The following is a 23,009-nucleotide window of genomic DNA, read 5'->3' as shown; positions in this document are numbered from 1 at the left end:
CCCCTTACTTTAAACTGTCTACTTGATAATCTGCAGCTTCTTTGATACCCTCCAGTACCGGCTTACTGGAAACCGTAGCACCGGCAATCGTATCGTCTAATAGCTCATCGCTTGTCGCATCAGCACCTTTTAAGGTATTACGGAAATCATCTTCAGTAACCTTGCTACCAATACCGTTGGTATCTCCGTTGCTGATCGCAACATAGTCATAAATCGTACCATCATCATTTAAGGCAACTAAAAAGCTGGTTCCGTCCTTATATCCGCTTACCTTCATTTTAAAGATATAGTTTTTCCCATCAACCCTAAAAATCTTTTCAATGGTATCACTGACTCCCTGATCGACAATTTCAAATTCTCCATCAGGATAAATAACACGCAAGGTTTCTTCCTCAGCCTTTAGGTCATTTGCAGCAATAACCGGTGCTGTCATATTGTTCGCAAAGCCCAATGCAGCACCTGCCAATCCGGCAATCAGAGCTAAGAATACAGTTAAATGAATAATCTTTTTCATGCTTCTTACCTCCTAATATCCTAATGCACTGCGTACTTCCTGAACAGCACGTACAGTGGAACGTGCAGAATAGGTAGCACCTGTTACAGCATCATTTCTTTCTACACTGACATCTGCACTCAAATCAAGTCCGTTGAATTGAGCAAGGAATCCTTCATCTAAAATCTTATCTCCGACATACTCCGTATCAACGATCGTTGTCGGTTTCACAGAAACAATTGTTTTATTTTCTGTATTCACAATGATTTCAAAAATATTGTATTGACTTGCGTCCTCAAGACTATGGTAACCTTGTGCCGCAACCGTAAAGGTTGTCGTACCATCACCATTATCTACGCTTGCATCAATACGCGCATCGAATTTTTGTGTTTCCGCATCACTGGTTGCGACAAATACTTTTGGATCCGGCTCCTTTGCCTGCACCGCACTTGCGGCAAGCAAAACACTTCCTAATCCAACAATCGCTACACCACCGAACATGAAAGCAGCTTTCTTGCGAAGAGCCAATTGCTTACCGTCAAGCGCTCTTTCAATCATCGGTGTCAGCATATTCATCATTAAAATAGAGTATAAGCAACCTTCCGGAAGATTTGCCTTAATACGAATCAAAACAGTAATGATCGCAGCACCCAAAGCAAAGATCGTTTTACCTTGCGCACTCGTTGGCGAAGTAACCGGATCGGTCAGCATAAACACCGCACCGAATACGACACCACCGGTTAAAACATGAACAAGTGGATACCAAATAAAACCAGGAAGATTTCCATAGCTTCCAACTCCTCTAAACAACGCAATGGCTGCTGTTAAAACAAAAATGCTTCCCAAATAAATCGTAGGTATACGCCAATCAATAACCTTGCGAATTGCTAAGATAACTCCTAGAATCAAAATCAATAAAGCACTCGTTTCTCCAAGTGCCCCGGGATACCAACCGGTAAATAAAGTACCCAAGCCGCCGATTGCGTCCATCATTTCCGTAATCAAATCACTGTCCAATACAAGCCAGTTAAATTCTGTCGCAATCGTAGTAGTCGGTGTTGCCGTTGTAACAACATCGGTAGTAGCTCCCATAAAAGTCGCAAAAATAATTGCTCTTCCGACTGCTGCCGGGTTAAAGATATTGTTACCGAATCCGCCAAACAACAGCTTTCCGAATAGAATACACAAGAATGTAGAAACAATCAACGCAAATGGGCGAATACTGATCGGTGTCATCAATACAAGGATAATAGCGGTAATCCACCCAAAGCTGCTATTTAAAAATTTTCCTACATACTTCAAATCAAATTTTACACCTTTTTTCATGAAGAAGGCAAATGCCACCTCCGTTACAAGTGCTGTCAAAACCGAACATGCCATTAAAACAAGTGCACGTATAACATAATCCATGCCATAGGCTTGAAAATAATATGCTAAAGAGAAACCAAATACGATTAGCAATGCAATCGTCAGCTCCAGCATAATTTTTTGAGTGCTTTGCTTCTGGCGTAAGTTCGGCGATACATTAAAGATATATTTCATGCTTTAACCTCCCTTACTTCTTTGCCATTGCCAACTGGCGTTTCGCTTTACGTACATTTTCCGTAACATCTAAGCGTGATGGACAAATATAGGTACAAAGACCACATTCGATACAATCCATCGCACACAAACGCTCCATTGCACTCTTATCGTTCGTTTTCACTGCCTGTGCAATACGAACCGGCTGAAGTCCTGCCGGACAATGATCGCTACACTGCCCACAACGCAAGCAAGAAATGCTGTCGTATGGTTTATTTTCCAAAACCGTTAAAGCATTCATGTTACGATCGATCACAAACTGATCATTCACGATCGTTTTTCCCATCATCGGTCCACCGGCAATCAGCTTCACTTCATCAAAAGCATAGCCACCGCATGCCGCAACGACTTCACTTGCCGCAACACCAACAGGAACCTTTACGTTCTGCGGTTCTTTTACGCCATGCCCGCTGACCGTTAAAATACGATGTGTAATTGCTTGTCCATACAGCAATGCCTCACCAAAGGCGATTGCCGTTTCTGCATTATTCACGATTGCACCTACCTCAATAGGCAATTTCTCATATTCCTTATGCAGCAGCTCACGAACAAGCACACGCTCCCAACCCATCGGATATACATCAGGAACACCTACTGCCTTAACACCTTCATCGTTTTTAAAGGCTTCATTTACAAAATCGATCAAATCCTGATGCGTCTTTTTAATAGCAATCGACACTTCCTTTGCCATTGCCATTTTTCGCATTGCAAGAACACCGGTGCGAAATTCCTTCACATTTTCCTGAATCGTGCGATAATCCGCTGTAATAAACGGTTCACATTCTACCGCATTGATAATCAGCATTTTCACATCTTTTGCAAATTTATATTTTACATAAGACGGAAAACCTGCACCACCTAAGCCGATAATACCGGCATTCATCATGAAATCAATCAAGCTTTCACGATCGGCAGTTTCATAATCTACCGGTTCAAACGATTGGATCTTCTCATACTTTCCATCGTTTTCAATCACCAAATGCTCCTGCGGACGAAGAGAAGCATGCATAAGTTTCTTTGTTCCCTTTACCGTACCGGAAACACTTGCATAAATCGGAACCACGTTACCTTCATTGCACTGTGCGATCTTTGTGCCGATACAAACATGGTCGCCTTCTTTGACAAGAATATCAATGTTAGTTACAGCACCACATACCAAAGGAATACAAACTTCCTTTCCAGGCTGAACTTCCAGAACGTCTTTTTTGTTTGTCAGTCCTTTAAAGCCTTCGATGTGCTGGCGCATTGGTCCTTTAAACAATGACATTTTGTTCACCTTTCCTTTCCATTTGTGATTTCTTTACAAAACCACATATCAAAAGTATTATAACATTTCACCCACATAAGAATAAAGAATTATTTTCTGTTTTTCTAAAAACATAACGAAAAGATGATATGTGTTTTCTTATACCATATTCGCAGATAGCATACAGTAGTTTTAAGAAAAACAGATTTTACTTTTATAGTAGATTAGGTATAAACCCTATTTACATATTGATGAAACCACACTTTAATTCTTATCATATTGATTGGTAGTATAAAATTAGTCTCATCATTATATCAACTGGCTAGAATCTCATTTCCAAATGAAAAAAGTAGAAAATTCCAGTTCTCTACTAAAGATTTTTCAGAAATCAACACAAATATTGTATTCAGAAAATTCAGACTTCATTTTCACAAACTCCTCTTTTGATAATTGTTTTAAATCTAGCTTTTTCATACCATCTACAATCCCTACAGCACATGTGTGTAAAGAAAAATTACTAATATGCAATCCCTTTTTTAACGTTTAAAGATAATTTTTCAACACCTTTATCTATTGTCGGTATATTTTTTATTCATCTGATATACTATTTCATAGATTGCTTGCATAAATCGTCTATTTCGTTTTTCAATAATCTTATATTTGTTTTTTCTCATATAGCAAATATAAGCATAAAAATAACGATCATCAAAATCGCAACTCTCTTGATGACATTCTTTACAAAGCAAAAGATAATTTAACGGTATATTTTTTCCACCTAGCGTTTTAAATTTAATATGTGCTTTTTGTAGAAAATAGTTTTCATGAAAACTCCAAACTCTCATATAATTCTTTGTATTTATCAATTGATCGTATTTAGGATTATCATATATTGCCAAATTAAACATACTACAAGTCTAACACTCAGGTTTACCTGGAACAGTAATTACTGATTCAGCACCCTCTTCATAATAATCAATTTATAAAATTCTTATAATTCCTCCATATGTAATATTGCTTTAATCGCTTTGTATAAATACGGTTTATACTCCATAATATCCATCGGCTGTCCATGCAAGATACAGTTATAACAAGAAGAACCTGCCAATTCGATAATCATAAACAGCATAAGCTGAGGATTTGAGATAGGAATATTCGAAGCTTTACAATCCTGTTCAAACACCTTAATGAATTCAGAATTTTGTGTCTCTAACAATCGTACCAATTTAGGTTCAAATAACCCTGCTGAAAGATTTTTACGTATTAAATGCAATAAATCACGATTTTCCATCAATTCATCAATAATATGATCGACTGCCATAATCACACGATCTTCAAACCTATCCGGACATTGTATTGCAATTGCTTCAATGGCATGCTGGAATAATTGATATGCCTGTGCGGCAATGACATGCTCTTGAATATCATAGCGATCTTTAAAATATAAATAAAATGTCCCCTTTGCAACACCGGCATAATCGACAATATTTTGAATTGTTGTATCTCGAAACCCTTTTTCTACAAATAAATGATATGCTGCATCTAATAATCGCTGCTTTTTATCCTCCTTTTTTAAACTTACTTTAGTTTTTTCTTCTTTTTCTAACATAGCTTTATCACCCTACTTTATGCTAACTTTATCACATAAATGACGTATCGTCAATTTTATATGAGTAGACTATTGACTATTGGTCATTTTAGTAATAGAATACCTAATGACCAATGGTCAGAAAAGGAGGAGAAGAATGAAAAAAGTTGCATCTTTTATTTGTAAACATAAGTTATTCATTGTCTTGTGCAGCCTGTTTGCTCTAATTCCCGCTGTACTTGGCATGCAAGCAACAAAAATCAACTATGATATCCTTGTCTATTTACCAGATGATATCGAAACAATGAAAGGTCAGGATATTCTAACAGAAGATTTCAATATGGGTTCCTTTTCAACAGTAATTGTTGATGGAATGAAACCCAAAGAAATTCTTGCCTTAGAGGAAGAATTCAAAACGATTGAAGGAGTAGAAAAAGCAATATCCGTCAGTGATATTACCGGTACCACCTTCCCTATTCAAATGCTTCCGGAAAACATTGCGGAAAAGGTAAGTAAGGGAGATTCTCAGCTCATGCTTGTTACCTTCCACGATTCCATCTCATCTGATGAAACCTTGGCAGCCGTAGAGCAAATGCGTTCTATAACCGACAAACATTGTAAAATCGGCGGAATGTCTGCCATGGTACTTGATACACAGCAAATTGCAGATCAGGAAATCTTGATTTACATCGCTGCTGCGGTTGTCTTATGCCTGATTGTTTTAATGCTTTCCTTAGATTCTTGGCTTGCCCCTTTGTTACTATTAGGAAATATCGGTTTAGCTATTCTTTATAATATGGGAACAAATTATTTTCTAGGAGAAATTTCCTATATTACCAAAGCTATCAGTGCCGTTTTGCAATTGGGTGTTACAACCGATTTTTCGATTTTTCTTTATCACAAATATGAAAAATCAAAGCAATTGTACGCAACAAACAACGAAGCTATGAGTGCTGCCATTCAGGAAACCACCTTATCGGTTGCAGGCAGTTCCTTTACTACTATTGCCGGTTTTCTAACGCTTTGTACGATGTCCTTAACCTTAGGAGCTGATATCGGACTTGTTATGGCGAAGGGTGTTATTTTCGGAATCTTCAGTGTACTTGTCATTTTCCCGGCATATTTATTACTGTTTGATCCCCTATTACAAAAAACAGCACATGTAAAATGGCTGCCTTCTATTTCGCGTATCAGTGATTTTACTGTTAAACATTACCGTAAAATTCTGTTGGTATTTATAATTTTATGTGTTCCTGCACTTTATGGAAATGCCAATACAGAGGTATATTACAATTTAAATAAATCACTACCCGATGATCTTTCCTCAAGTATAGCCAATGAAGAATTAAAAGAAACCTATCATATTGTCAGCCCATCAATCATTTTAGTAGATGATTCCTTAAAGCCTTCTGAAATCGAACAATTAAGTAAGGAGCTAAATGCACTAGATGGTATTGATATGACATTAAGCAGTGCTTTATTCTCTGAATATGGAATTAGTGAAAGCATGCTTCCGCAATCCATTCGAAGCATCTATCAAAACGGAGATTATCAAGCAATCTTAATCAATTCCACTTATGAAACTGCCACCAATGAATTAAATGCTCAGATTGATGAGGTTAATAAAATCGTAAAACGCTATGATGCTCATGGCATCGTTGCCGGTGAAGGTGCATTGATGAAGGATATGGTAGAAATTGCCGATCATGATTTCCAAGTTGTAAATTCTATTTCAATCGCGGTAATCCTGATTATTATGATTTTTGTTTTAAAATCCTTCTTATTACCGATTATCTTAGTTGCGGTTATTGAATTTGCGATTATGGCAAATATGGCGATTTCCTTTTATTTAGGAACGACACTACCATTCATCGCTTCCATCGTTATAGGCACCATTCAGTTAGGCGCTACGATTGATTATGCTATTTTATTAACGAACAATTATTTAAATTTACGAAAAAGCGGCGTGGAGAAAAAGCAAGCGGTTGGCGATGCCTTAAAGGAAAGCTGTGATTCTATCTTTGTCAGTGCGCTTTGTTTCTTTGCAGCAACCTGTGGTGTAGGCTTTATTTCAAAATTGGATATGATTGCATCTATTTGTACCCTATTATCCAGAGGAGCAATCATTTCTATGGGCACCGTTATGATTATTTTACCAGCGTTGTTAATCGTATTTGATAAAATTGTATTAAAAACAACCAAGGGTTTTAAAGGAGGTAAACAAGCATGAAAAAGCAATATAAAACACTTATAACATTATCCTTATGTGCAGGTATGGCAGGCAGTCTTATAACACCGGTATATGCTTATGAAAAAGATGAAACCGTATATATAACATTACACGAAAACGGATCTTTAAAAGAAGTCATTGTCGGAGATCAGCTAAAGGCCGATGGTGAAAAACAAATTCGTGATATCAGCAATCTTAAAAACATTCAAAATGTGAATGGTGATGAAAACTTCAAACAAAATGGTGAAACTCTTGTTTGGGATAACCAAGGACATGACATTTATTATGAAGGTACCTCTTCTAAAGAATTACCTATAAAAATGAACATTAGCTATTCCTTAAATGGAGAGTCAATAACTCCTCAAAAACTAAAAGGAAAGAAAGGTACTGTCGAAATCAAAATTCATTTAGAAAACTTAGATAAACATGAAGATTTATATACTCCCTTTGTTGTAACACTTGCTTCTGTTTTACCAACCGATGGCAATAGTGAAATACAGGTAACAAACGGAAAAGTTGTCTCCAATGGTAAAAGCAATGCAATCGTTGCAGTAGCAGCTCCCGGGTTATATGAAAGCCTTGATAAGAATGCATTGTTAAAAGATTTTGATACAATCACCATTCGTTATAACACCGAAAAATTCGAATCTCTGCCAATCTATGCAATGGCTACACCAAAACTATTAGAAGAAAGTGATCTTGATTTCGATAGTCGCTTTAATGACATCAGTTCACAACTACAAACATTACAAAACGCTTCTTCCCAATTAGTAAATGGCAGCGGTGAATTGGCATCAGGAAGTAATCAGTTATCTTTTAGCTATCGACAATTTGATAGTGGCATCGCTAAGCTGTTAGAAGGAACAGGTACCCTTGCCAAACAATATCAAACACTTGATCAAGGAATTCAAACTTTAGCAAAGCAAAGCGAATCTTTTCAATCCATTACTACTTTGTTAGATAAGCTTTCTTCCTTAAGCAGTGCAACACAAGCACTGGATCAAGGTATTGCGACTTTAAAGCAAAGTGTGGAAGTTAGCAGCGATCCAAATAGCGAAATCAATAAAAAGCTAAATGCTTTACAAACGGACTTAACCACACAACAACAAGAGCTGCTAGCTTTACAAAGCAGCATGAAACAATTACAGGTGCAATTACAAACTCGTGTCCAATCCTTTATAGGAATTTCCCAACAGCTAGAAACAGCGATTGCAAAAGAAACACAAGAAGAACAAAAAGCTACTCTGCAAAATATTAAAGCTCAATTGGACACCCAAATCCAAGAGCTTACCAATAACCTTCAGCAGTTAGCACAAGGCATGAATATCTTAGAGGCAAAGCTCGCAGTAATCGCACAAGATATGAATGAATTAAATGTGTTATCTAAACAAATGAATGAGAGTGTTATAAGCGGATTAAATAGTGCTATCAATGAATTCAGTAAAGGTAATGAGCAATTAAAACAAGGCTTAGCTATGATTCAAAAACAGACTGCTAATCTTCCTAATCTATTAAAGCAGTTTGTTGCTGGTTCAAAACAGTTAAGTGATGGAAGTACAAAAGTAAATAATGCACTTGTATTTATGAATCAATCCACAAATACACTTTATCAAGCAAACACCCAAATCAAGCAAGCAATCGGTAAGTTGGCAGATGGTGCAGTTGCTTTACAGAAAGGAATGCTGCAATTTGATAAAGACGGTATTCAAAATATTTCCTCTCTTTCTACGATACTAAAAAATGCAGGTGATAAAGCTGATCGTTTAATTCAATTATCAGACGAATACAAAACATTTACAAAAGTTAATAATGACATTCAAAGTGATGTAAAATTCATTTATACTGTGCAATCTGATGAGGCTAAAAAATAAATGATGTGATTACAATATAAAAAAGAATCTCTTTCTAAAGACTATTTAGATGAGAGATTCTTTTTATTTCACTAATTTAGAAGTTATCATCTTAAAACTATTTTTTCTATCAGAAAGACACATAATGCCAGTTAAGATTCTAGTATCTGGTTTCATTCTATTCGTTTTTTATATATTTATAATTTAATTTCCTAAAGCGTAAAATCACTAGATTTAATCTCTCTTAACAATAGAATAATACGACTTCGCAGTAATTGAATAAATCAAAATATAAACAATCGTAAATACTCCGATACACCCAACTGTGCAATAAATGAATAACTCAATATCCGATAACATCAGCATAGATAACAGCTTACTTACAATCGGAAATGCAAATGCCAAATGAATAACCGCTGTAACTAGTGGTAAAAAGAATACCGTTAGGACCTGTGAATTGATTGATTTTTTTACAAGCTTGTGATCCATTCCTACCTTCTGCATGATTTCAAATCGTTCTTTATCTTCATAGCCTTCCGTAATTTGCTTATAGTAAATAATCAAAATTGTAGCCATGATAAATAAAATACTTAAGAAAATACCGATGAATAAAAATCCTCCGTACAATGCAATAAATCCCGCATAGCTAATTGTTCTACATTCAACATCATAGCCCTCAAGTCCGACATTTCCTAGCTTTTTCACCAATGTATGAGAATAATCCTCGATTGCAGTATCCGATGCATCTATATCAAATCCATAATAATTATATAAGTTCGAAGCATAATCTCCATATACTTCCTTTTGCAGTCGATAAATATCATTGACGATTGCCTCATCTTTTACAACGATAAAATATCCTGATGCGACATTTGCTGCCGAATTGCCATTCCCCATGAACTCCTCAACCTGCTCTTTGATTTTAAATTTATAATCAAATACCTCAAATTCATCATATTCAAATACTGTTCTATTTGCATACAACAATATCTCATTATCATCAAGGGTGTAATGCGTATTCATATTACGATTAAAATCCTCTAAATCTGTTACTAATACCGTACAAATATCATTTGTCATATTGGCATAGGTATTATTTCTATCCGTTTTAATAAATTGTTCTTGCTGATATCCGGAAAATTCAACATATCTATAATCCAATACATTTTCTTTTTCAAGTCCTTTTTCCTTCAACAATTGATTCGATACCTTGCGAATGGTTTGTATATCCTCTTCATTGGCATGGGTATAAGCAATCACTTCTCTTGGATATCTTTGCTTTATTAAATCATCAATCCCAATCCATAAGCAAAAGGTCGTAGAAATCATTACCAACACCATTGTTGATAAAACACAAATATTCGCAAGTCCGGCTGCATTTTGTTTCATACGATAAACCATACCTGAAACACTAATAAAATGTGTTGGCTGATAGAAATATCGTTTATTCTTTTTTAATGCTTTTAATAGCGTTACACTTCCTGCTGTGAATAACAAATAGGTACCGATAATAACTAAGATAACTGCACAAAAGAATAGTATCATCGCTGTAATCGGATTTTGGGTTGTTAAAGAAATATAGTATCCAATCAATAAACACACGATTCCTAAAATAGTCATGATCCATTTCGATTTAGGCTCTTTTTCTCCATATTCTGTACTATGTAGAAGCTCGATTGGATTGGCAAGTTTAATTTGTCGAATAGAATTCAAATACATAAACAAAAAGATAAGTCCAAACAAAACCAGTGAGGATTTCATAGCACTTGAGGAAATATAAAATCCAAGAGTTATATCAGCATCAAACATCTTTCCTATCGCCATAAATAAAAGCTTATCTAAAGAAATTCCGATCAAAAATCCAAAAACAAGACTAATCAATGCCGTTATCAATGTTTCATAAGCTATGATGAAAGCTACATGACGTTTTTCCATTCCTAAAATAGTAAATAATCCAAATTCTTTTTTTCTACGTTTCATCAAGAAGCTATTTGTGTAAAACAAAAAGATAATTGCAAAAAAGCCTACCACATACGTACCAAGCATCAGCATCATTCGCATTTCGGCAGAGCCCGGCATTGAATCCAAGCCACTGTTACCGGCTAATGAGCATATATCATAAAATAAAGCAATCGTTACAATGCATGTCAACAGAAAAGGAAAATAGGTTTTGCTATTCTTTTTTATATTTGTAATCGCAAGCCTAGGGTAAAAAAGCTTATTCATTGCTAACACCACCTGTTGTTAACAATGTCAAGGTATCGGAAATGTTTTGATACATCTCTTCATTGGTTTTATCACCTTTATAAATTTGATGGAAAACCTCTCCGTCTTTAATAAATAACACTCGACTGGCATGACTGGCAGCTAATGTCGAATGAGTAACCATAATGATGGTTTGTCCGTTTTCATTGATTTTATTAAACAGTGTTAATAAATCATTCGTTGACTTGGAATCAAGCGCCCCTGTTGGCTCATCAGCTAGAATCAGCTCCGGCTGTGTGATTAAGGCTCTTGCTACTGCACATCTTTGCTTTTGACCACCGGACACCTCGTATGGATATTTTCCCAATATATCACTAATTCCTAAATCATCAGCAAGTGGTGCCATTCGCTTTTCCATTTCTTTATAGCTTTTTCTAGATAACACCAATGGCAAGAAAATATTATCTTTTAAAGAAAAAGTATCCAATAAGTTAAAGTCTTGGAATACAAATCCTAAATGATCCCGTCGGAAAGCCGAAATATCTTTATCGCTGATTTCTACAATATTTTTTCCATTTAACAAAATCTCGCCGCTGGTTGGTTTGTCAAGTGCAGCCAAGATATTCAACAGTGTCGTTTTTCCACTGCCGGATTCTCCCATAATTGCTACATATTCTCCTTGCTCTACTTCAAGAGATACATTTTTCAGTGCTTCTACCTTCTGATTTCCAAAACGTGTAGCATATATTTTCTTAATATTTTTTACTTTTAATAAGCCCATAGTGATTTCCTCCTTATTTACAAGCATAGTATAAAAGAAACAAAAGACTTGAACCATCGATTTGTCTTACATTTTGAACGCGTTTCAAACATTTTTGTAAGAAAAGGTTATTCTACTCTCAAATCCTTATGTTCAAGATGTAAAATAACCTTTGTTCCTTTATTTATTTGTGATTGTATCTCCATATCATGCGATAGTTTATTCATAATGCTTTTACACAAATATAATCCTAAGCCCGACGCTTGCTTATCATTACGACCATTCAATCCGGTAAAGCCTTTCTCAAACACTCTCGGTAAATCCGAAGGATCGATTCCAATACCGCTATCCTCGATATATAGAGTAGAATCCTGTCCATAAATATGAATGCTTCCCTGCTTTGTATATTTCATTGCATTGGATAATAACTGCTCTAACACAAACACCAACCATTTCTCATCTGTTAAAACCTTTTCTCTTGTTTCATCAAAATCAATTCGAATCTTCTTTCTTATAAATTCAAAAGAAAATTTACGAATTGCCTGACGAACAAGCTCATCTAACTCACAGGTTTTAAACACATAATCGGTATCTGTACTCTTCATGCGCAAATATGCTAAAACCATATCGGAATATTGATTGATTTTTAACAACTCGGATTTCAATAGCTTTCGATCCGGTGTCTCCTCGGTTTCAATCAATAATTTCATTGCCGCAATCGGAAGCTTTATTTGATGCACCCATAAGGTAAAATAGTCCTCCATTTCTTGAAATTGCTGTTTGCTAACACCATCACTTTCATAATTGATTTTTTTAAGCGTTGCAATCAACGCTTGATAATCGCTATCAATCAAAGAGCTTTGTTTCGGTAAATCATCAGAATATAGGATAGATGCTTTTATTCTATGTAATTGCTCGTGCTTCTTATAATAGTGATAAAAATCAAAACAAGTGTATAAAAACAGTACAAGGAATACAAGATAAGTAGCATATATAAAAGGCTCGATATTCACATTATAAACAAAATAAACACCGATATAAATAGCTGCAACAACACCTATAAGCAATCCTATCGGCATACGCTCTTTGCAATATCTTTTAAACACATGAAATTTGCTCATATTATATAACCGATTCCTTTTTTTGTTTTAATAAAATCACAAATACCGATTTCCTCTAATGTTTTTCTTAAACGATTCACATTTACAGAAAGTGTATTATCATCAACATAACAATCGGTTTGCCATAGATATTCCATCAATGTATCCCGTTCAACGATTTCCCCCTTACGCTCCAATAGGATTTTTAAAATCTTCCCCTCATTTTTTGTTAATTCAACACTTTTATCTTCATATATAACCACATTATTCCCAATATTTAAACGTACACCTTCATATTCAAGGAAATTCATTTGGTTAGCAAAATCATAGGTTCTTCTTAATAAAGCTTGTAGCTTTGCCACTAAAACTTGCAAATCAAAAGGCTTTGCAATATAATCATCAGCTCCCGCATTCATTGCCATAACAATGTTCATATTATCGGAAGCGGAAGATATAAATATAATCGGAACCTTTGACACTTTACGAATTTCTTCACACCAATAATAACCGTTTTTATACGGTAACGTGATATCCATGAAAACAAGGTCCGGTCGAATATTGGAGAAATCATTCATCACATTTCTAAGATCGGTTGCAATTTCCACATGATAATCCCATGTATATAAAAATTTGCTCATCTGATTGGCAATGACACTATCATCTTCAACAATCATAATCTTATACATGATCCATACCTCCTAACCAATCGCAAAAGACACCTATCAAAAGCATTTCTGTTTTATTATAGTATAAAGCAATCGAAATGAACATATTTTTTTCAATCCTTCCCACGAACCAAATAAGAAAAAGACATCAAGGAATCTCAATGTCTTTTGTCCTATAAAATGATTTGCAAACTATCTTTTCGTTATTTTTTGAATCTGAAAAGCATTCTCTAACCATAGCAACAGCTTCTTTTTTTTGTTACTTATGAAAAGCTAAAACTCTTTTCGTTTTATAATACGCACACTGATTTTGACAGATATAAACAAGCATACAATAGCGACAATAACAGCCGCACACATCAACACACCTGCTTTTATTGTAGAAAGAGAGGATAGAAGATCAATACTATCAACACCGAATAATGACGATGCCCCTTTTACAACAAGCACTCCTAAAACACTTACAATTCCGATACCGGCAAGCAAAGCGATACGCGCCTTCTCAGGACCGAAGCATAATTGAAATGGTAGCATAATCGAAAGCATAACAACCATTAGCAAAGCAATAACAAAGGCTGTCATCAAAAGTTCCTTAATAAATAATGTTTCTTGCATACTGGCAATCACACCGGCACATACAAGAGCAATTAGCAATGCTATACTTCCCATCAACAATCCGAAGCAATACTTCTCAACAACATACTCTTTACGCTGAATCGGCAAGGTAAATAGGAACGAATTTCCATTATCGAATTCATCATAGCTGATCGTGCTTAGCGTAAACAGGGTCATGATCAAAGGCATAAAGCCTAAGCCAAGGGAAGCATCATTGCTAAATATAAATGATGCCAGCATAATGACAAAAACAATACCAAAGTAGCTTTTTTGCATCAACGTCAACTTAATGTCCTTTATCAATAATCCCTTCATTGTTCATTCCCCCTTACCATCATTAAGATAACATCATCAATCGTTCCCTTTTCAATTACCATTTCCGGATAGTTTTCCAAATAATACCGTTTCTGATTTGTCAAACAGCGATACCCATAGACTTCCTTCTTCACTCGAAGAATATATTGCTTATCAATGGTATCAAATTGTTGTTTATCAAGCTTAAGAATCGCATAATCACTTAGCAACACATCACTATCCTCATGTAAAACTATCTTTCCGTTATCAATCATATACAAATCATCGCATAAGGTTTCTAGATCAGCAGAAATATGCGAGCTAATTAAGATGGCACGCTCCTCATCTTTCTCCATGAATTCACGTAGTATATCCAACAGCTCATCTCTGGCAACAACATCTAAGCCGGCAGTCGGCTCATCTAAGATCAAAAGCTTAGCATGATGTGAAACAGCAACCAAAACCTTTAACTTTGCTTTCATTCCGGTAGAAAAATCTTTAATTTTTTTATCCATCGGTAAATGAAAATGCTTCATTTGTCGTAAGAAAAACTCCTTATCAAATTCAGCATACATAGCTTGTAAAACCGGCAAAATATCTTTGATTCGCAAATATCCGCTAAAACCGGAATCTGCCAAAGCAACTCCTATTTGCTCCTTATCTTGATTCGTAAACTGCTCTATATCCTTACCAAACATAACGATTTTTCCGCTATCCTTCGCAATCAATCCTAAAATAGCCTTGAAAGCCGTACTCTTTCCTGCACCATTTTGTCCGATTAAGCCGGTAACACGCCCACTTTTCACAGTAAAGGAGCAATCAAGCTCAAATGTATCATAAACTTTTTGTAAACGTTTAACCTCTAACATTGTTTAGTCCTCCATAAGTAACTCAAATAACTCTTTCATATCCGCATCATCAATTCCAAAGCGCCGTCCTTTTTGAATAGCTTTCTCAAAATCCATTTGCAGTTCTTTTTTTTGTTCCTCTAAAAGCAACTCCGTATTGATTTCTGCTACATAGGTTCCTTTCCCATGAACTGTAATGGTAAAGCCTTCTTCTTCCAAAAGATCATAAGCCTTTTTAACTGTCAAAGCACTTATTTTTAAATCTCTCGACAATGCGCGAACCGATGGTAAATGATCATTTTCCTTTAATTCTCCCCTACGTATAAGCAGCTTGATTTGATCAACAAGTTGTTCATAAATAGGAACCATTAAAGATGTATTGACAATAATTTTCATAATCTGAAATACCTCCCACCTTTCTATTAACAGTATATAACAGTTTATAACTGTTATCAAGTGTTATTTACTGTTTATTGTAAAATTGAATAAAAATACAGTTTTCATCATCTCATCTTGTATATACTTAATTTCTATAAATTCATGCACCAAGAAACGAGTGGCAATATGTCCTTATCTGCTACTTTTTAATACAGTACCCAGTGAATAAGCCACAAAAAAAGTACCCTTTAAATAAGGATACCCTATGAATATTTTTTGAAGATATCTTGCGTTTTCAAAAGAGCATCAGCTTACAAAAAACTCTCACATGCAAGCTATCTCATTGATCATACGGCAAACAGCCACGCATTTATCCTGATGTTATAGGATAAGAAACTTATTACAAAATAAGCTAAAAAACAGAAATCAGATTATTCTTTGTTTCCGTTTAAAGCATATATCTTATGATACAGTTATAGCTTTTCGATTATCAAATCCTTTGTTTTCCGTTTAGGTACATAATGAACATCTTTTTCATCGCGCGAATAACGAGTGCTTTCTCCCTTTTCAATATCATATAGTACGATTTTTTCATCTGGTTTACCAAGTGCTATCACCAAATGGGGGTAATAATGCTCCTCAAGCTCCAATACCTCCGAAAACTTTTGCTTATAAAAATTACCAATCATACAACCTCCAAGCCCCATTTCCACAGCTCGCAGCAACATCGTCTGTGCAACAATACCGACATCGCGTGCGTATGCTTCCGGTTGTTTGGCAATACGCAAATCCTGACAAATAACCAAAAAGGCGGTTGGATTTTTTCCCTTATGTGGCAATTCGATAGATAATGCCTTTGCCCAATTGGTCAAAGCCTGTACCTTAGCTACTTCCTCTGCTTCATAAACGAGTGCATAGACAAGCGGCTGCATATTTACACTTGATGGTGTCAAACGTGCATGCTCTACCAAATCCAACAGTTCCGCTCTCGTAATTAAACGAGATTCATCAAATCCTCGATAGCTTCTATTCTTTAACAACAGATCTTTCAACATTTTTATCCCTCCTGCTTTAAACTATATCATGAAAGCTCTTGATTATAAATCGGTGCAATATATTTTTTGTTTCGAACTACAAGCATAAGAATACTGCAAAATGACAGTAGTGCAAAACCGGCAGCAATATATGGATAAGAAAGCCATTCACCTAAAGCACCTGCCACTAGTTTTCCGCCAATGAGAAACATTGTAACGATTACATTGAAAAAAGCGCTGACTCTTGCTCGCATGGCTGCGGGAATATAATTTTGTGTACTCGCTTCTCGAATATTCAAACTGTTAATTCCTAAAAAGCCGGCGATAAAGCGATTCACAAGCATAAGCGGATAAGCTATGAACAGCAGTACCATATCCAACAGTTCATAACCACCATACACCATTACCGCAATCCGATAGCGTAAATGATTTGGGATCTTCACAACATAATGAAAGCAAGCTCCACAAATTCGTCCCAGCATTTCAGCTGTCGTTAATCCGGCATACATGGTTGTTGTCAATATATCACTTGATTGAAAATGCGCCATGCTCATAAGATTGAGTCCCTCTGCCGCACCGTTAGTAACAGCCATATACTCGTAAATACTACGAATTCCCTTTTCTTTTTTAATATATTGTAATCCCTCTAAAATATTTTCCTTGTATTGCATAAAAGAAAATACCTGCACCTGTTCACGCTTTTCTTGAAAGCGAATGCAATGCTCCAAGCTTGCGGCAATCCATAATAAAATTCCTTCTCCTAAAACAATATAAGCAATTCCAAATTGTGTATATAATATTGATGCAATCGGTGTGAAAATTGCGGTAATTGACGGATAAATAAGCGAAGATATTGAATACCCTTTTTGCGCAAAGCCTTTTGGTATCAGATCCGGATACAGTGAGTTATATGCCAGAGAATAGATGGCACTGATGGAATTAACCAATAGGGAGAAGCACATATAAGCAATATATTGAAACGCATATCGTTGAATAAATAGAAAAAAAGCAAAATAGCATAAGCCACTGAAATAATCCAAATAAACAATGATTTTTTTGCGATTATGCGTATCTACATAGGGTGCCGCAAGCAAAGGAATCAAGACTGATGGAAGAAAGGAACATGCAGTAAAAAGACCCGTTAGCATTGTTGATGCCGTTTCATCAAAAACAACCAATGATAATGCAAAGCTCATCGCCACCCCGCCGATTGCGCTGATAATCGTTCCTATGGTAATAATTGTAAAGTCAAAGCTCCATAATGTTTTTTTCATGAAAATCACCTCATGCATTTATTATAGTAATATTATAAGCAATAAAAAAGACTCTATATTTGAGAAAATAAATCACCAATATAGAGTCTTACTTATATTATTTTCGATTTATTAGGAAAACTTGCAATCTGTTTCCTCTTTTAATTGCAACGCCTCTTTATACCTTCTTTGTTTCTTATATGCGCAAATCAAATACGGAATATGAAAATTACGAAAACCGTAAGAAATCATATCCTCTTTAAAGCAAATATGCTCCAATGCTTCTACATACTCCTTTTGATATCGAGTAGTTTCCTCACAATGCAACTCTACAAATATTTGCATATATCGAAATAAATCTGAGGTTTGTTGATGCATTTCATGCTTCGCTTGCGCTAAAGCCTTCTTCATTTTTTCATCAGCCTCCATTTCACAATAGACCAAAGCTAATTTTTGATAATATAAAACTCGCTCATCATCATTATCATTTAAATATACTACTGAGCGTTCCAAATAGCTTTTTGCTTCCTCTAGCATTCCCCAACTCAAAAAGCTAGAGCCTATATTATAATAAACAACTGCCTGTATCTCCTCTTTTCCAATTACTTTTGCCAGTTTTATACACCGATGATAATACTTATACATCAGCTCTTGATCTCGTTGATACATACAATAACAATTTCCCAAATGTAATGCTGCCTCCATCATCAAGGGAGCATTTCCTTCTTCACTGGCAAGATAATAGGCTTTACCATAACATTCCACAGCTTTGCTTTGTTTTCCTAGATAATAATATTGATAGCCTAAATGAAACTGCTGATGGCTGCTTTGTTGATACATACCTGCTTTCTTCAAGCTTTGTATGCTCTCTTTACCTACTTCATATACAAGACAGCCAAAAAACATATAGTATAGAAATAGCTGTTGTTCATTCATAATTCCTTTTAAGGAATGAAGATTTTTCGCATATTCTTTGATGTTATCCTTAAGTGATTCTGTGAATTGCTCAAAGCCGAGCATAAAAGCATTTGCAAGAAGCACATCAACACACAAAGGAGAGCATAATAAGGATTTTTCTAGCTTTTTCAGTTTTTGAAATTCCTCTTGCGGCTGTTGACGCATATCCAGCTTTTCAAAAAAAGAATCTAATAGAGACCTTGCTTCCCTTAGCTGCTTAGGATCATCAAAATAGGTTAAGGAAAGCCGCTGAAACAGTTGTTTGATAATTTCTGTGCTAGGCTGCACAAGACCTTGCTCAATCTTAGATAAGTATGAAACTACACAAATACCCTTGCACAAGCCTTCTTGTGATATCGCTTGTTTATTTCGATGATAGCGAATTAAATAGCCTGCAATCTTATGCATCAGTTTTAACCGTTATGTTTGTAAGATATGCACAAAATTCATCAACAGCTGTTTGCGGAGTTGCCCACGAAGTAACCAAGCGCAAAGCATAATGCTCAAAATCTATATCACACCATTTCGTAAATTCATATTGCTTTTGTAATTGATGATATATCTTTTTATCAACGATTGGGAAAATTTGATTTGTTGTTGATGCTACATATAACTTATATCCATTTTTCAAAAAGCATTGTTGAAGCTTTTGAGCCATATCATTCGCATGCTTTGCAAGCTGAAAATACAGTCGATCCTCAAAAAGCTTATCAAACTGAATCCCCAACAATCTACCTTTTGCGAGCATCGCTCCACGCTGCTTCATTACATAACGAAAATCCTTTTTTAATTCCTTATTTATAATAACGACAGCTTCCCCAAACAAAGCTCCGTTTTTTGTTCCACCCAAATAAAAAACATCAGTATAACGACAAATATCCAAAAGTGTTACATCATTATCCTTGGCTGTTAGTGCACTGCCAAGTCTTGCTCCGTCCATAAATAAATACAATCCTAATTCATGGCACAAGGCAGAAAGCTCTTGTAATTCCTGTTTGTAATAAACAGTTCCGACTTCCGTTGCATTGGAGATATATACCATTTTAGGCTTTACCATGTGTTCATCACTATGCAAAATAAAAGCCTTCCGCAATTCTTCACACGTTAGCTTTCCATCAACACTCGCTACCGCAATAACCTTATGTCCGCTTGCTTCAATTGCACCTGTTTCATGAACATTGATATGTCCGCTGTCCACCGCAATTACTGCTTCATGAGGACGCAATGCATTTGCAATAACTACTAAATTGCTTTGTGTTCCTCCAACAAGAAAATGAATATCACAATCCTCATATTGCAATTCACGTTTTATTTTTTTAACTGCTTCCTTGCAATCATCATCACACCCATATCCCGAACTTTGCTTACGATTACTTTCCACTATCGCCTCTAGAATCTTTTCATGTGCTCCCTCACTGTAATCATTAGTAAAACTATATTTCATACAATCCCTCCGTTTTTATTCATTATATCGCGATTTACAGTAAAATAAAACAAGGAATCTTTCTCGACTCCCTGTTTTATCACTATTTCAATCCCATAATTTCCGGTTGGAATAGACGCTCGTCCATCAATTTTAAGTTTTCTGCTATAGCAGGTCTAAATTCCATATGAGCTAACACATCGTTTTCCAAGTCAATACCCGGTGCGATTTCAGTTAAGGTCAATTTACCATCTAGCAATTCAAAAACAGCTCTTTCGGTTACATACATAACCTTCTGTCCTGTTTCTGTTGCATATTCGGCAGAGAAAGTAATCTGCTCTACGCTATCCTTGAATTTCTTGATACGTCCCTCATTTAAAATCTGCAGTTTTCCATCTTCAATTGCAATTTTCAAACCTCCGGCAGTGAATGTTCCGCAATACACAACAACCGGAGAGGTTTGGGTAATATTAATAAATCCTCCGCAACCTGCAATTTTAGGTCCAAAACGGCTGACATTAATATTTCCGTCTTTATCACATTCAGCTAAGCCCAAGAACGCCTGTCCTAAGCCTCCGCCATCATAGAAATCAAACTGATATGGCTGATCAATGATAGCGTCCGGATTGGTACAAGTACCAAATGCCGTACCGGCCATCGGTACACCTCCGATTCCTCCGGCTTCTACAGTCAGCTTCAATCCCGGAAGTCCTTCCTCATTCGCAACATTCGCAATACCCTCCGGCATACCGATTCCCAAGTTGATAACACAATTAGGATCAAGTTCCATTGCGGCACGACGACAAATGATCTTACGTTCATTCAAAGGCATTGGTGCAATAGAATTCACCGGTACCTTTACTTCACCGCTCAATGCCGGATTATATTGTTCTGCATAGGTTTGCATATGATTTTCCGGACGTGAAACAACGATCGCATCTACATAAATACCTGGAATTTTTACCATTCTCGGATCTAAGGTACCATTTGCAACTACCTTTTCTACTTGTAACAATACAATACCTCCGGAATTTTTTGCAGCCTGAGCAATTGCCAATGAATCCAAGGTTGCAGCTTCTTTTTCCATTGTTGCGTTTCCGTTCTCATCACAATAAGTTGCACGAATTAAAGCAACATTCACCGGAAACGGTTTATAACGCAGCCATTCTTCATTGTCGATATTAACAACCTCAATCAAATCCTCCGTTGAACGTGCATTCATTTTTGCACCTTCAATACGAGGGTCTACAAAGGTCTTAAGACCAATCTTCGTAAATGTTCCGGCACGATGTCCGGCAATATCACGAAACATTAATGAAATTGTCCCTAATGGAAGGTTATAGCCTTCAACCTTATTCTCAAATACCATTTTCTGCAACTTTGGAATAAGTCCCCAATGCCCACCGATAATACGTTTCAGCAAGCCTTCATGACCTAATTTATTCAATCCCAACTTATCGGTTCCATCACCGATACCAGCCGAAAACATAATTGTTAAATTGTTAGGGTGTCCGCTTTTCAAAAAGCTTTCTTCAATCCCAACCGAAAATTCTTGAGGGTGTCCACAGCCGATAAATCCACCAACTCCAACCGTAGCATTATCCGGAATCATGGCGACTGCTTGTTCCAGCGACATAACTTTACTCAATGATATTTCCTCCTTCTATTTCGATATTCGAAATATTTTGCATCTCATTATTTATTTGCGAATGTCTTTTCCTTAGTCTTTTCTAGGAAGCAAGTCATTCCATATGTTTGATCCTCTGTAGCAAAGCAATTAGAAAATTCTCTTACTTCCACAGCGATACCACCATCAATATCTTTCTGTAGTCCTTCATTGATTGCTGTTTTCGCATAAGCAACAGCGATCGGAGCATTCTTTGCAATACCATTTGCCATCTTCATAACCGTTGGCATCAATTCCTCTGCGGCAACTACACTATTTACCAAACCGATAGCATACGCACGATCTGCCTTGATATTACGTGCTGTAAAAATCATTTCCTTTGCAATACCTGCACCTACCAAACGTGCCAAACGCTGTGTTCCACCAAATCCCGGAGTAATTCCTAAACCAACCTCCGGCTGACCGAATACAGCATTATCACTTGCTACACGAATATCACAGCTCATTGCAAGCTCGCAGCCTCCGCCTAATGCAAAGCCATTGATAGCAGCGATAACTGGGCAACGGAAAGTTTCGATCTTACGGAATACTGCGTTTCCAAATTCACCATAAGTAGCAGCTTCTTTTACATCTTTATCTTTCATTTCCGCAATATCAGCACCGGCTACAAATGCTTTTTCACCGGCACCGGTAATTACAAGTGCATATACATCTTTATTGGCAGCCACTTCATCAAGTGCCTGATCTAATTCAGTTAAAACCTGAGTGCTTAAAGCATTCAATGCTTTTGGACGGTTAATGGTAATTGTTGCCACATGTCCTTCAACGTTTACTAAAATTGTTTCCATCTTATACTCTCCTTATG

19 protein-coding genes are annotated in these 23,009 nt (G+C 36.2%); 2 read left to right on the top strand and 17 right to left on the bottom strand.

From position 1 onward, the window contains the following. Window positions 1-4: 4 nt before the first annotated feature. From EUBDOL_RS09235 to EUBDOL_RS09215, 4 genes are all read right to left on the bottom strand, one after another. Window positions 5-514, bottom strand: a complete 510-nt coding sequence (locus tag EUBDOL_RS09235; protein ID WP_004800679.1) for an FMN-binding protein — start codon at window positions 512-514, stop codon at window positions 5-7. 12 nt (window positions 515-526) lie between these two features. Further along, the gene (locus EUBDOL_RS09230) at window positions 527-2,035 is read right to left on the bottom strand and encodes an RnfABCDGE type electron transport complex subunit D (RefSeq protein WP_004800678.1); all 1,509 of its coding nucleotides are present in this window, start codon (window positions 2,033-2,035) and stop codon (window positions 527-529) included. A 13-nt stretch (window positions 2,036-2,048) separates the two neighbouring features. After that, entirely contained in the window at window positions 2,049-3,341 is a 1,293-nt protein-coding gene (locus EUBDOL_RS09225; protein WP_004800676.1) for an RnfABCDGE type electron transport complex subunit C, read from the bottom strand. Between the two features lie 967 nt (window positions 3,342-4,308). After that, window positions 4,309-4,926: a TetR/AcrR family transcriptional regulator gene (locus EUBDOL_RS09215; protein ID WP_004800670.1), complete on the bottom strand. Its 618-nt coding sequence runs from the start codon at window positions 4,924-4,926 to the stop codon at window positions 4,309-4,311. A gap of 136 nt (window positions 4,927-5,062) precedes the next feature. Here EUBDOL_RS09215 and EUBDOL_RS09210 point away from each other — a divergent pair, with 136 nt between their 5' ends. Both EUBDOL_RS09210 and EUBDOL_RS09205 read left to right on the top strand, forming a co-directional pair. Then, window positions 5,063-7,135: an efflux RND transporter permease subunit gene (locus EUBDOL_RS09210; protein ID WP_040463707.1), complete on the top strand. Its 2,073-nt coding sequence runs from the start codon at window positions 5,063-5,065 to the stop codon at window positions 7,133-7,135. Then, window positions 7,132-9,006 carry a coiled-coil domain-containing protein gene (locus EUBDOL_RS09205; protein WP_004800668.1) on the top strand — a complete coding sequence of 625 codons (1,875 nt, stop codon included), beginning with the start codon at window positions 7,132-7,134 and terminating at the stop codon, window positions 9,004-9,006. Before EUBDOL_RS09210 ends, EUBDOL_RS09205 begins: the two co-directional genes overlap by 4 nt. Window positions 9,007-9,219: 213 nt before the next feature. Here the strand turns inward: EUBDOL_RS09205 and EUBDOL_RS09200 are convergent, their stop codons facing one another. The 13 genes from EUBDOL_RS09200 to EUBDOL_RS09140 all read right to left on the bottom strand — a co-directional run bounded on the left by EUBDOL_RS09200 (window position 9,220) and on the right by EUBDOL_RS09140 (window position 22,992). Next, window positions 9,220-11,211 carry an ABC transporter permease gene (locus EUBDOL_RS09200; protein ID WP_004800667.1) on the bottom strand — a complete coding sequence of 664 codons (1,992 nt, stop codon included), beginning with the start codon at window positions 11,209-11,211 and terminating at the stop codon, window positions 9,220-9,222. Then, the gene (locus EUBDOL_RS09195) at window positions 11,204-11,971 is read right to left on the bottom strand and encodes an ABC transporter ATP-binding protein (protein WP_022420712.1); all 768 of its coding nucleotides are present in this window, start codon (window positions 11,969-11,971) and stop codon (window positions 11,204-11,206) included. Before EUBDOL_RS09195 ends, EUBDOL_RS09200 begins: the two co-directional genes overlap by 8 nt. Window positions 11,972-12,078: 107 nt before the next feature. Further along, a complete protein-coding gene (locus tag EUBDOL_RS09190) occupies window positions 12,079-13,071 on the bottom strand; it encodes a sensor histidine kinase (protein ID WP_004800665.1) in 993 nt (330 codons plus the stop codon). Next, a complete protein-coding gene (locus EUBDOL_RS09185) occupies window positions 13,068-13,736 on the bottom strand; it encodes a response regulator transcription factor (protein WP_004800664.1) in 669 nt (222 codons plus the stop codon). The genes EUBDOL_RS09190 and EUBDOL_RS09185 overlap by 4 nt, the downstream gene beginning before the upstream one ends. A gap of 252 nt (window positions 13,737-13,988) precedes the next feature. Then, window positions 13,989-14,645, bottom strand: a complete 657-nt coding sequence (locus EUBDOL_RS09180) for an ABC-2 transporter permease (RefSeq protein ID WP_004800662.1) — start codon at window positions 14,643-14,645, stop codon at window positions 13,989-13,991. Next, a complete protein-coding gene (locus EUBDOL_RS09175; protein ID WP_004800661.1) occupies window positions 14,642-15,493 on the bottom strand; it encodes an ABC transporter ATP-binding protein in 852 nt (283 codons plus the stop codon). The genes EUBDOL_RS09180 and EUBDOL_RS09175 overlap by 4 nt, the downstream gene beginning before the upstream one ends. A gap of 3 nt (window positions 15,494-15,496) precedes the next feature. After that, complete coding sequence (locus EUBDOL_RS09170; RefSeq protein ID WP_004800660.1) at window positions 15,497-15,868, bottom strand: GntR family transcriptional regulator; 372 nt, start codon at window positions 15,866-15,868, stop codon at window positions 15,497-15,499. 455 nt (window positions 15,869-16,323) lie between these two features. Further along, window positions 16,324-16,905, bottom strand: a complete 582-nt coding sequence (locus EUBDOL_RS09165) for a nitroreductase family protein (RefSeq protein ID WP_004800659.1) — start codon at window positions 16,903-16,905, stop codon at window positions 16,324-16,326. 26 nt (window positions 16,906-16,931) lie between these two features. After that, window positions 16,932-18,158 (bottom strand): MFS transporter, encoded by a 1,227-nt coding sequence (locus tag EUBDOL_RS09160; RefSeq protein ID WP_040463706.1) that lies wholly within the window; start codon window positions 18,156-18,158, stop codon window positions 16,932-16,934. A 111-nt stretch (window positions 18,159-18,269) separates the two neighbouring features. Then, window positions 18,270-19,502, bottom strand: a complete 1,233-nt coding sequence (locus EUBDOL_RS09155) for a helix-turn-helix domain-containing protein (RefSeq protein ID WP_004800657.1) — start codon at window positions 19,500-19,502, stop codon at window positions 18,270-18,272. Next, on the bottom strand, window positions 19,495-20,538 hold the full coding sequence (locus tag EUBDOL_RS09150; RefSeq protein WP_004800656.1) for a threonine aldolase family protein: 1,044 nt from the start codon (window positions 20,536-20,538) through the stop codon (window positions 19,495-19,497). The genes EUBDOL_RS09155 and EUBDOL_RS09150 overlap by 8 nt, the downstream gene beginning before the upstream one ends. Before the next feature lie 82 nt (window positions 20,539-20,620). After that, a complete protein-coding gene (locus tag EUBDOL_RS09145; protein ID WP_040463704.1) occupies window positions 20,621-22,165 on the bottom strand; it encodes an acyl CoA:acetate/3-ketoacid CoA transferase in 1,545 nt (514 codons plus the stop codon). A 47-nt stretch (window positions 22,166-22,212) separates the two neighbouring features. Then, the gene (locus EUBDOL_RS09140) at window positions 22,213-22,992 is read right to left on the bottom strand and encodes an enoyl-CoA hydratase-related protein (RefSeq protein WP_004800654.1); all 780 of its coding nucleotides are present in this window, start codon (window positions 22,990-22,992) and stop codon (window positions 22,213-22,215) included. Between the last annotated feature and the right edge of the window lie 17 nt (window positions 22,993-23,009).

Source organism: Amedibacillus dolichus DSM 3991 (assembly GCF_000154285.1).
Classification (GTDB): Bacteria; Bacillota_I; Bacilli_A; order Erysipelotrichales; family Erysipelotrichaceae; genus Amedibacillus; species Amedibacillus dolichus.
Note: the sequence above shows the minus strand (reverse complement) of the source record. Positions and strands in the feature narration are given on the sequence as shown.

Bases quoted from the DNA above. Each gene is read 5' to 3' on its own strand.
- EUBDOL_RS09235 (WP_004800679.1), bottom strand. From the start codon at position 514: ATGAAAAAGATTATTCATTTAACTGTATTCTTAGCTCTGATTGCCGGA.
- EUBDOL_RS09230 (WP_004800678.1), bottom strand. From the start codon at position 2,035: ATGAAATATATCTTTAATGTATCGCCGAACTTACGCCAGAAGCAAAGC.
- EUBDOL_RS09225 (WP_004800676.1), bottom strand. From the start codon at position 3,341: ATGTCATTGTTTAAAGGACCAATGCGCCAGCACATCGAAGGCTTTAAA.
- EUBDOL_RS09215 (WP_004800670.1), bottom strand. From the start codon at position 4,926: ATGTTAGAAAAAGAAGAAAAAACTAAAGTAAGTTTAAAAAAGGAGGAT.
- EUBDOL_RS09210 (WP_040463707.1), top strand. From the start codon at position 5,063: ATGAAAAAAGTTGCATCTTTTATTTGTAAACATAAGTTATTCATTGTC.
- EUBDOL_RS09205 (WP_004800668.1), top strand. From the start codon at position 7,132: ATGAAAAAGCAATATAAAACACTTATAACATTATCCTTATGTGCAGGT.
- EUBDOL_RS09200 (WP_004800667.1), bottom strand. From the start codon at position 11,211: ATGAATAAGCTTTTTTACCCTAGGCTTGCGATTACAAATATAAAAAAG.
- EUBDOL_RS09195 (WP_022420712.1), bottom strand. From the start codon at position 11,971: ATGGGCTTATTAAAAGTAAAAAATATTAAGAAAATATATGCTACACGT.
- EUBDOL_RS09190 (WP_004800665.1), bottom strand. From the start codon at position 13,071: ATGAGCAAATTTCATGTGTTTAAAAGATATTGCAAAGAGCGTATGCCG.
- EUBDOL_RS09185 (WP_004800664.1), bottom strand. From the start codon at position 13,736: ATGTATAAGATTATGATTGTTGAAGATGATAGTGTCATTGCCAATCAG.
- EUBDOL_RS09180 (WP_004800662.1), bottom strand. From the start codon at position 14,645: ATGAAGGGATTATTGATAAAGGACATTAAGTTGACGTTGATGCAAAAA.
- EUBDOL_RS09175 (WP_004800661.1), bottom strand. From the start codon at position 15,493: ATGTTAGAGGTTAAACGTTTACAAAAAGTTTATGATACATTTGAGCTT.
- EUBDOL_RS09170 (WP_004800660.1), bottom strand. From the start codon at position 15,868: ATGAAAATTATTGTCAATACATCTTTAATGGTTCCTATTTATGAACAA.
- EUBDOL_RS09165 (WP_004800659.1), bottom strand. From the start codon at position 16,905: ATGTTGAAAGATCTGTTGTTAAAGAATAGAAGCTATCGAGGATTTGAT.
- EUBDOL_RS09160 (WP_040463706.1), bottom strand. From the start codon at position 18,158: ATGAAAAAAACATTATGGAGCTTTGACTTTACAATTATTACCATAGGA.
- EUBDOL_RS09155 (WP_004800657.1), bottom strand. From the start codon at position 19,502: ATGCATAAGATTGCAGGCTATTTAATTCGCTATCATCGAAATAAACAA.
- EUBDOL_RS09150 (WP_004800656.1), bottom strand. From the start codon at position 20,538: ATGAAATATAGTTTTACTAATGATTACAGTGAGGGAGCACATGAAAAG.
- EUBDOL_RS09140 (WP_004800654.1), bottom strand. From the start codon at position 22,992: ATGGAAACAATTTTAGTAAACGTTGAAGGACATGTGGCAACAATTACC.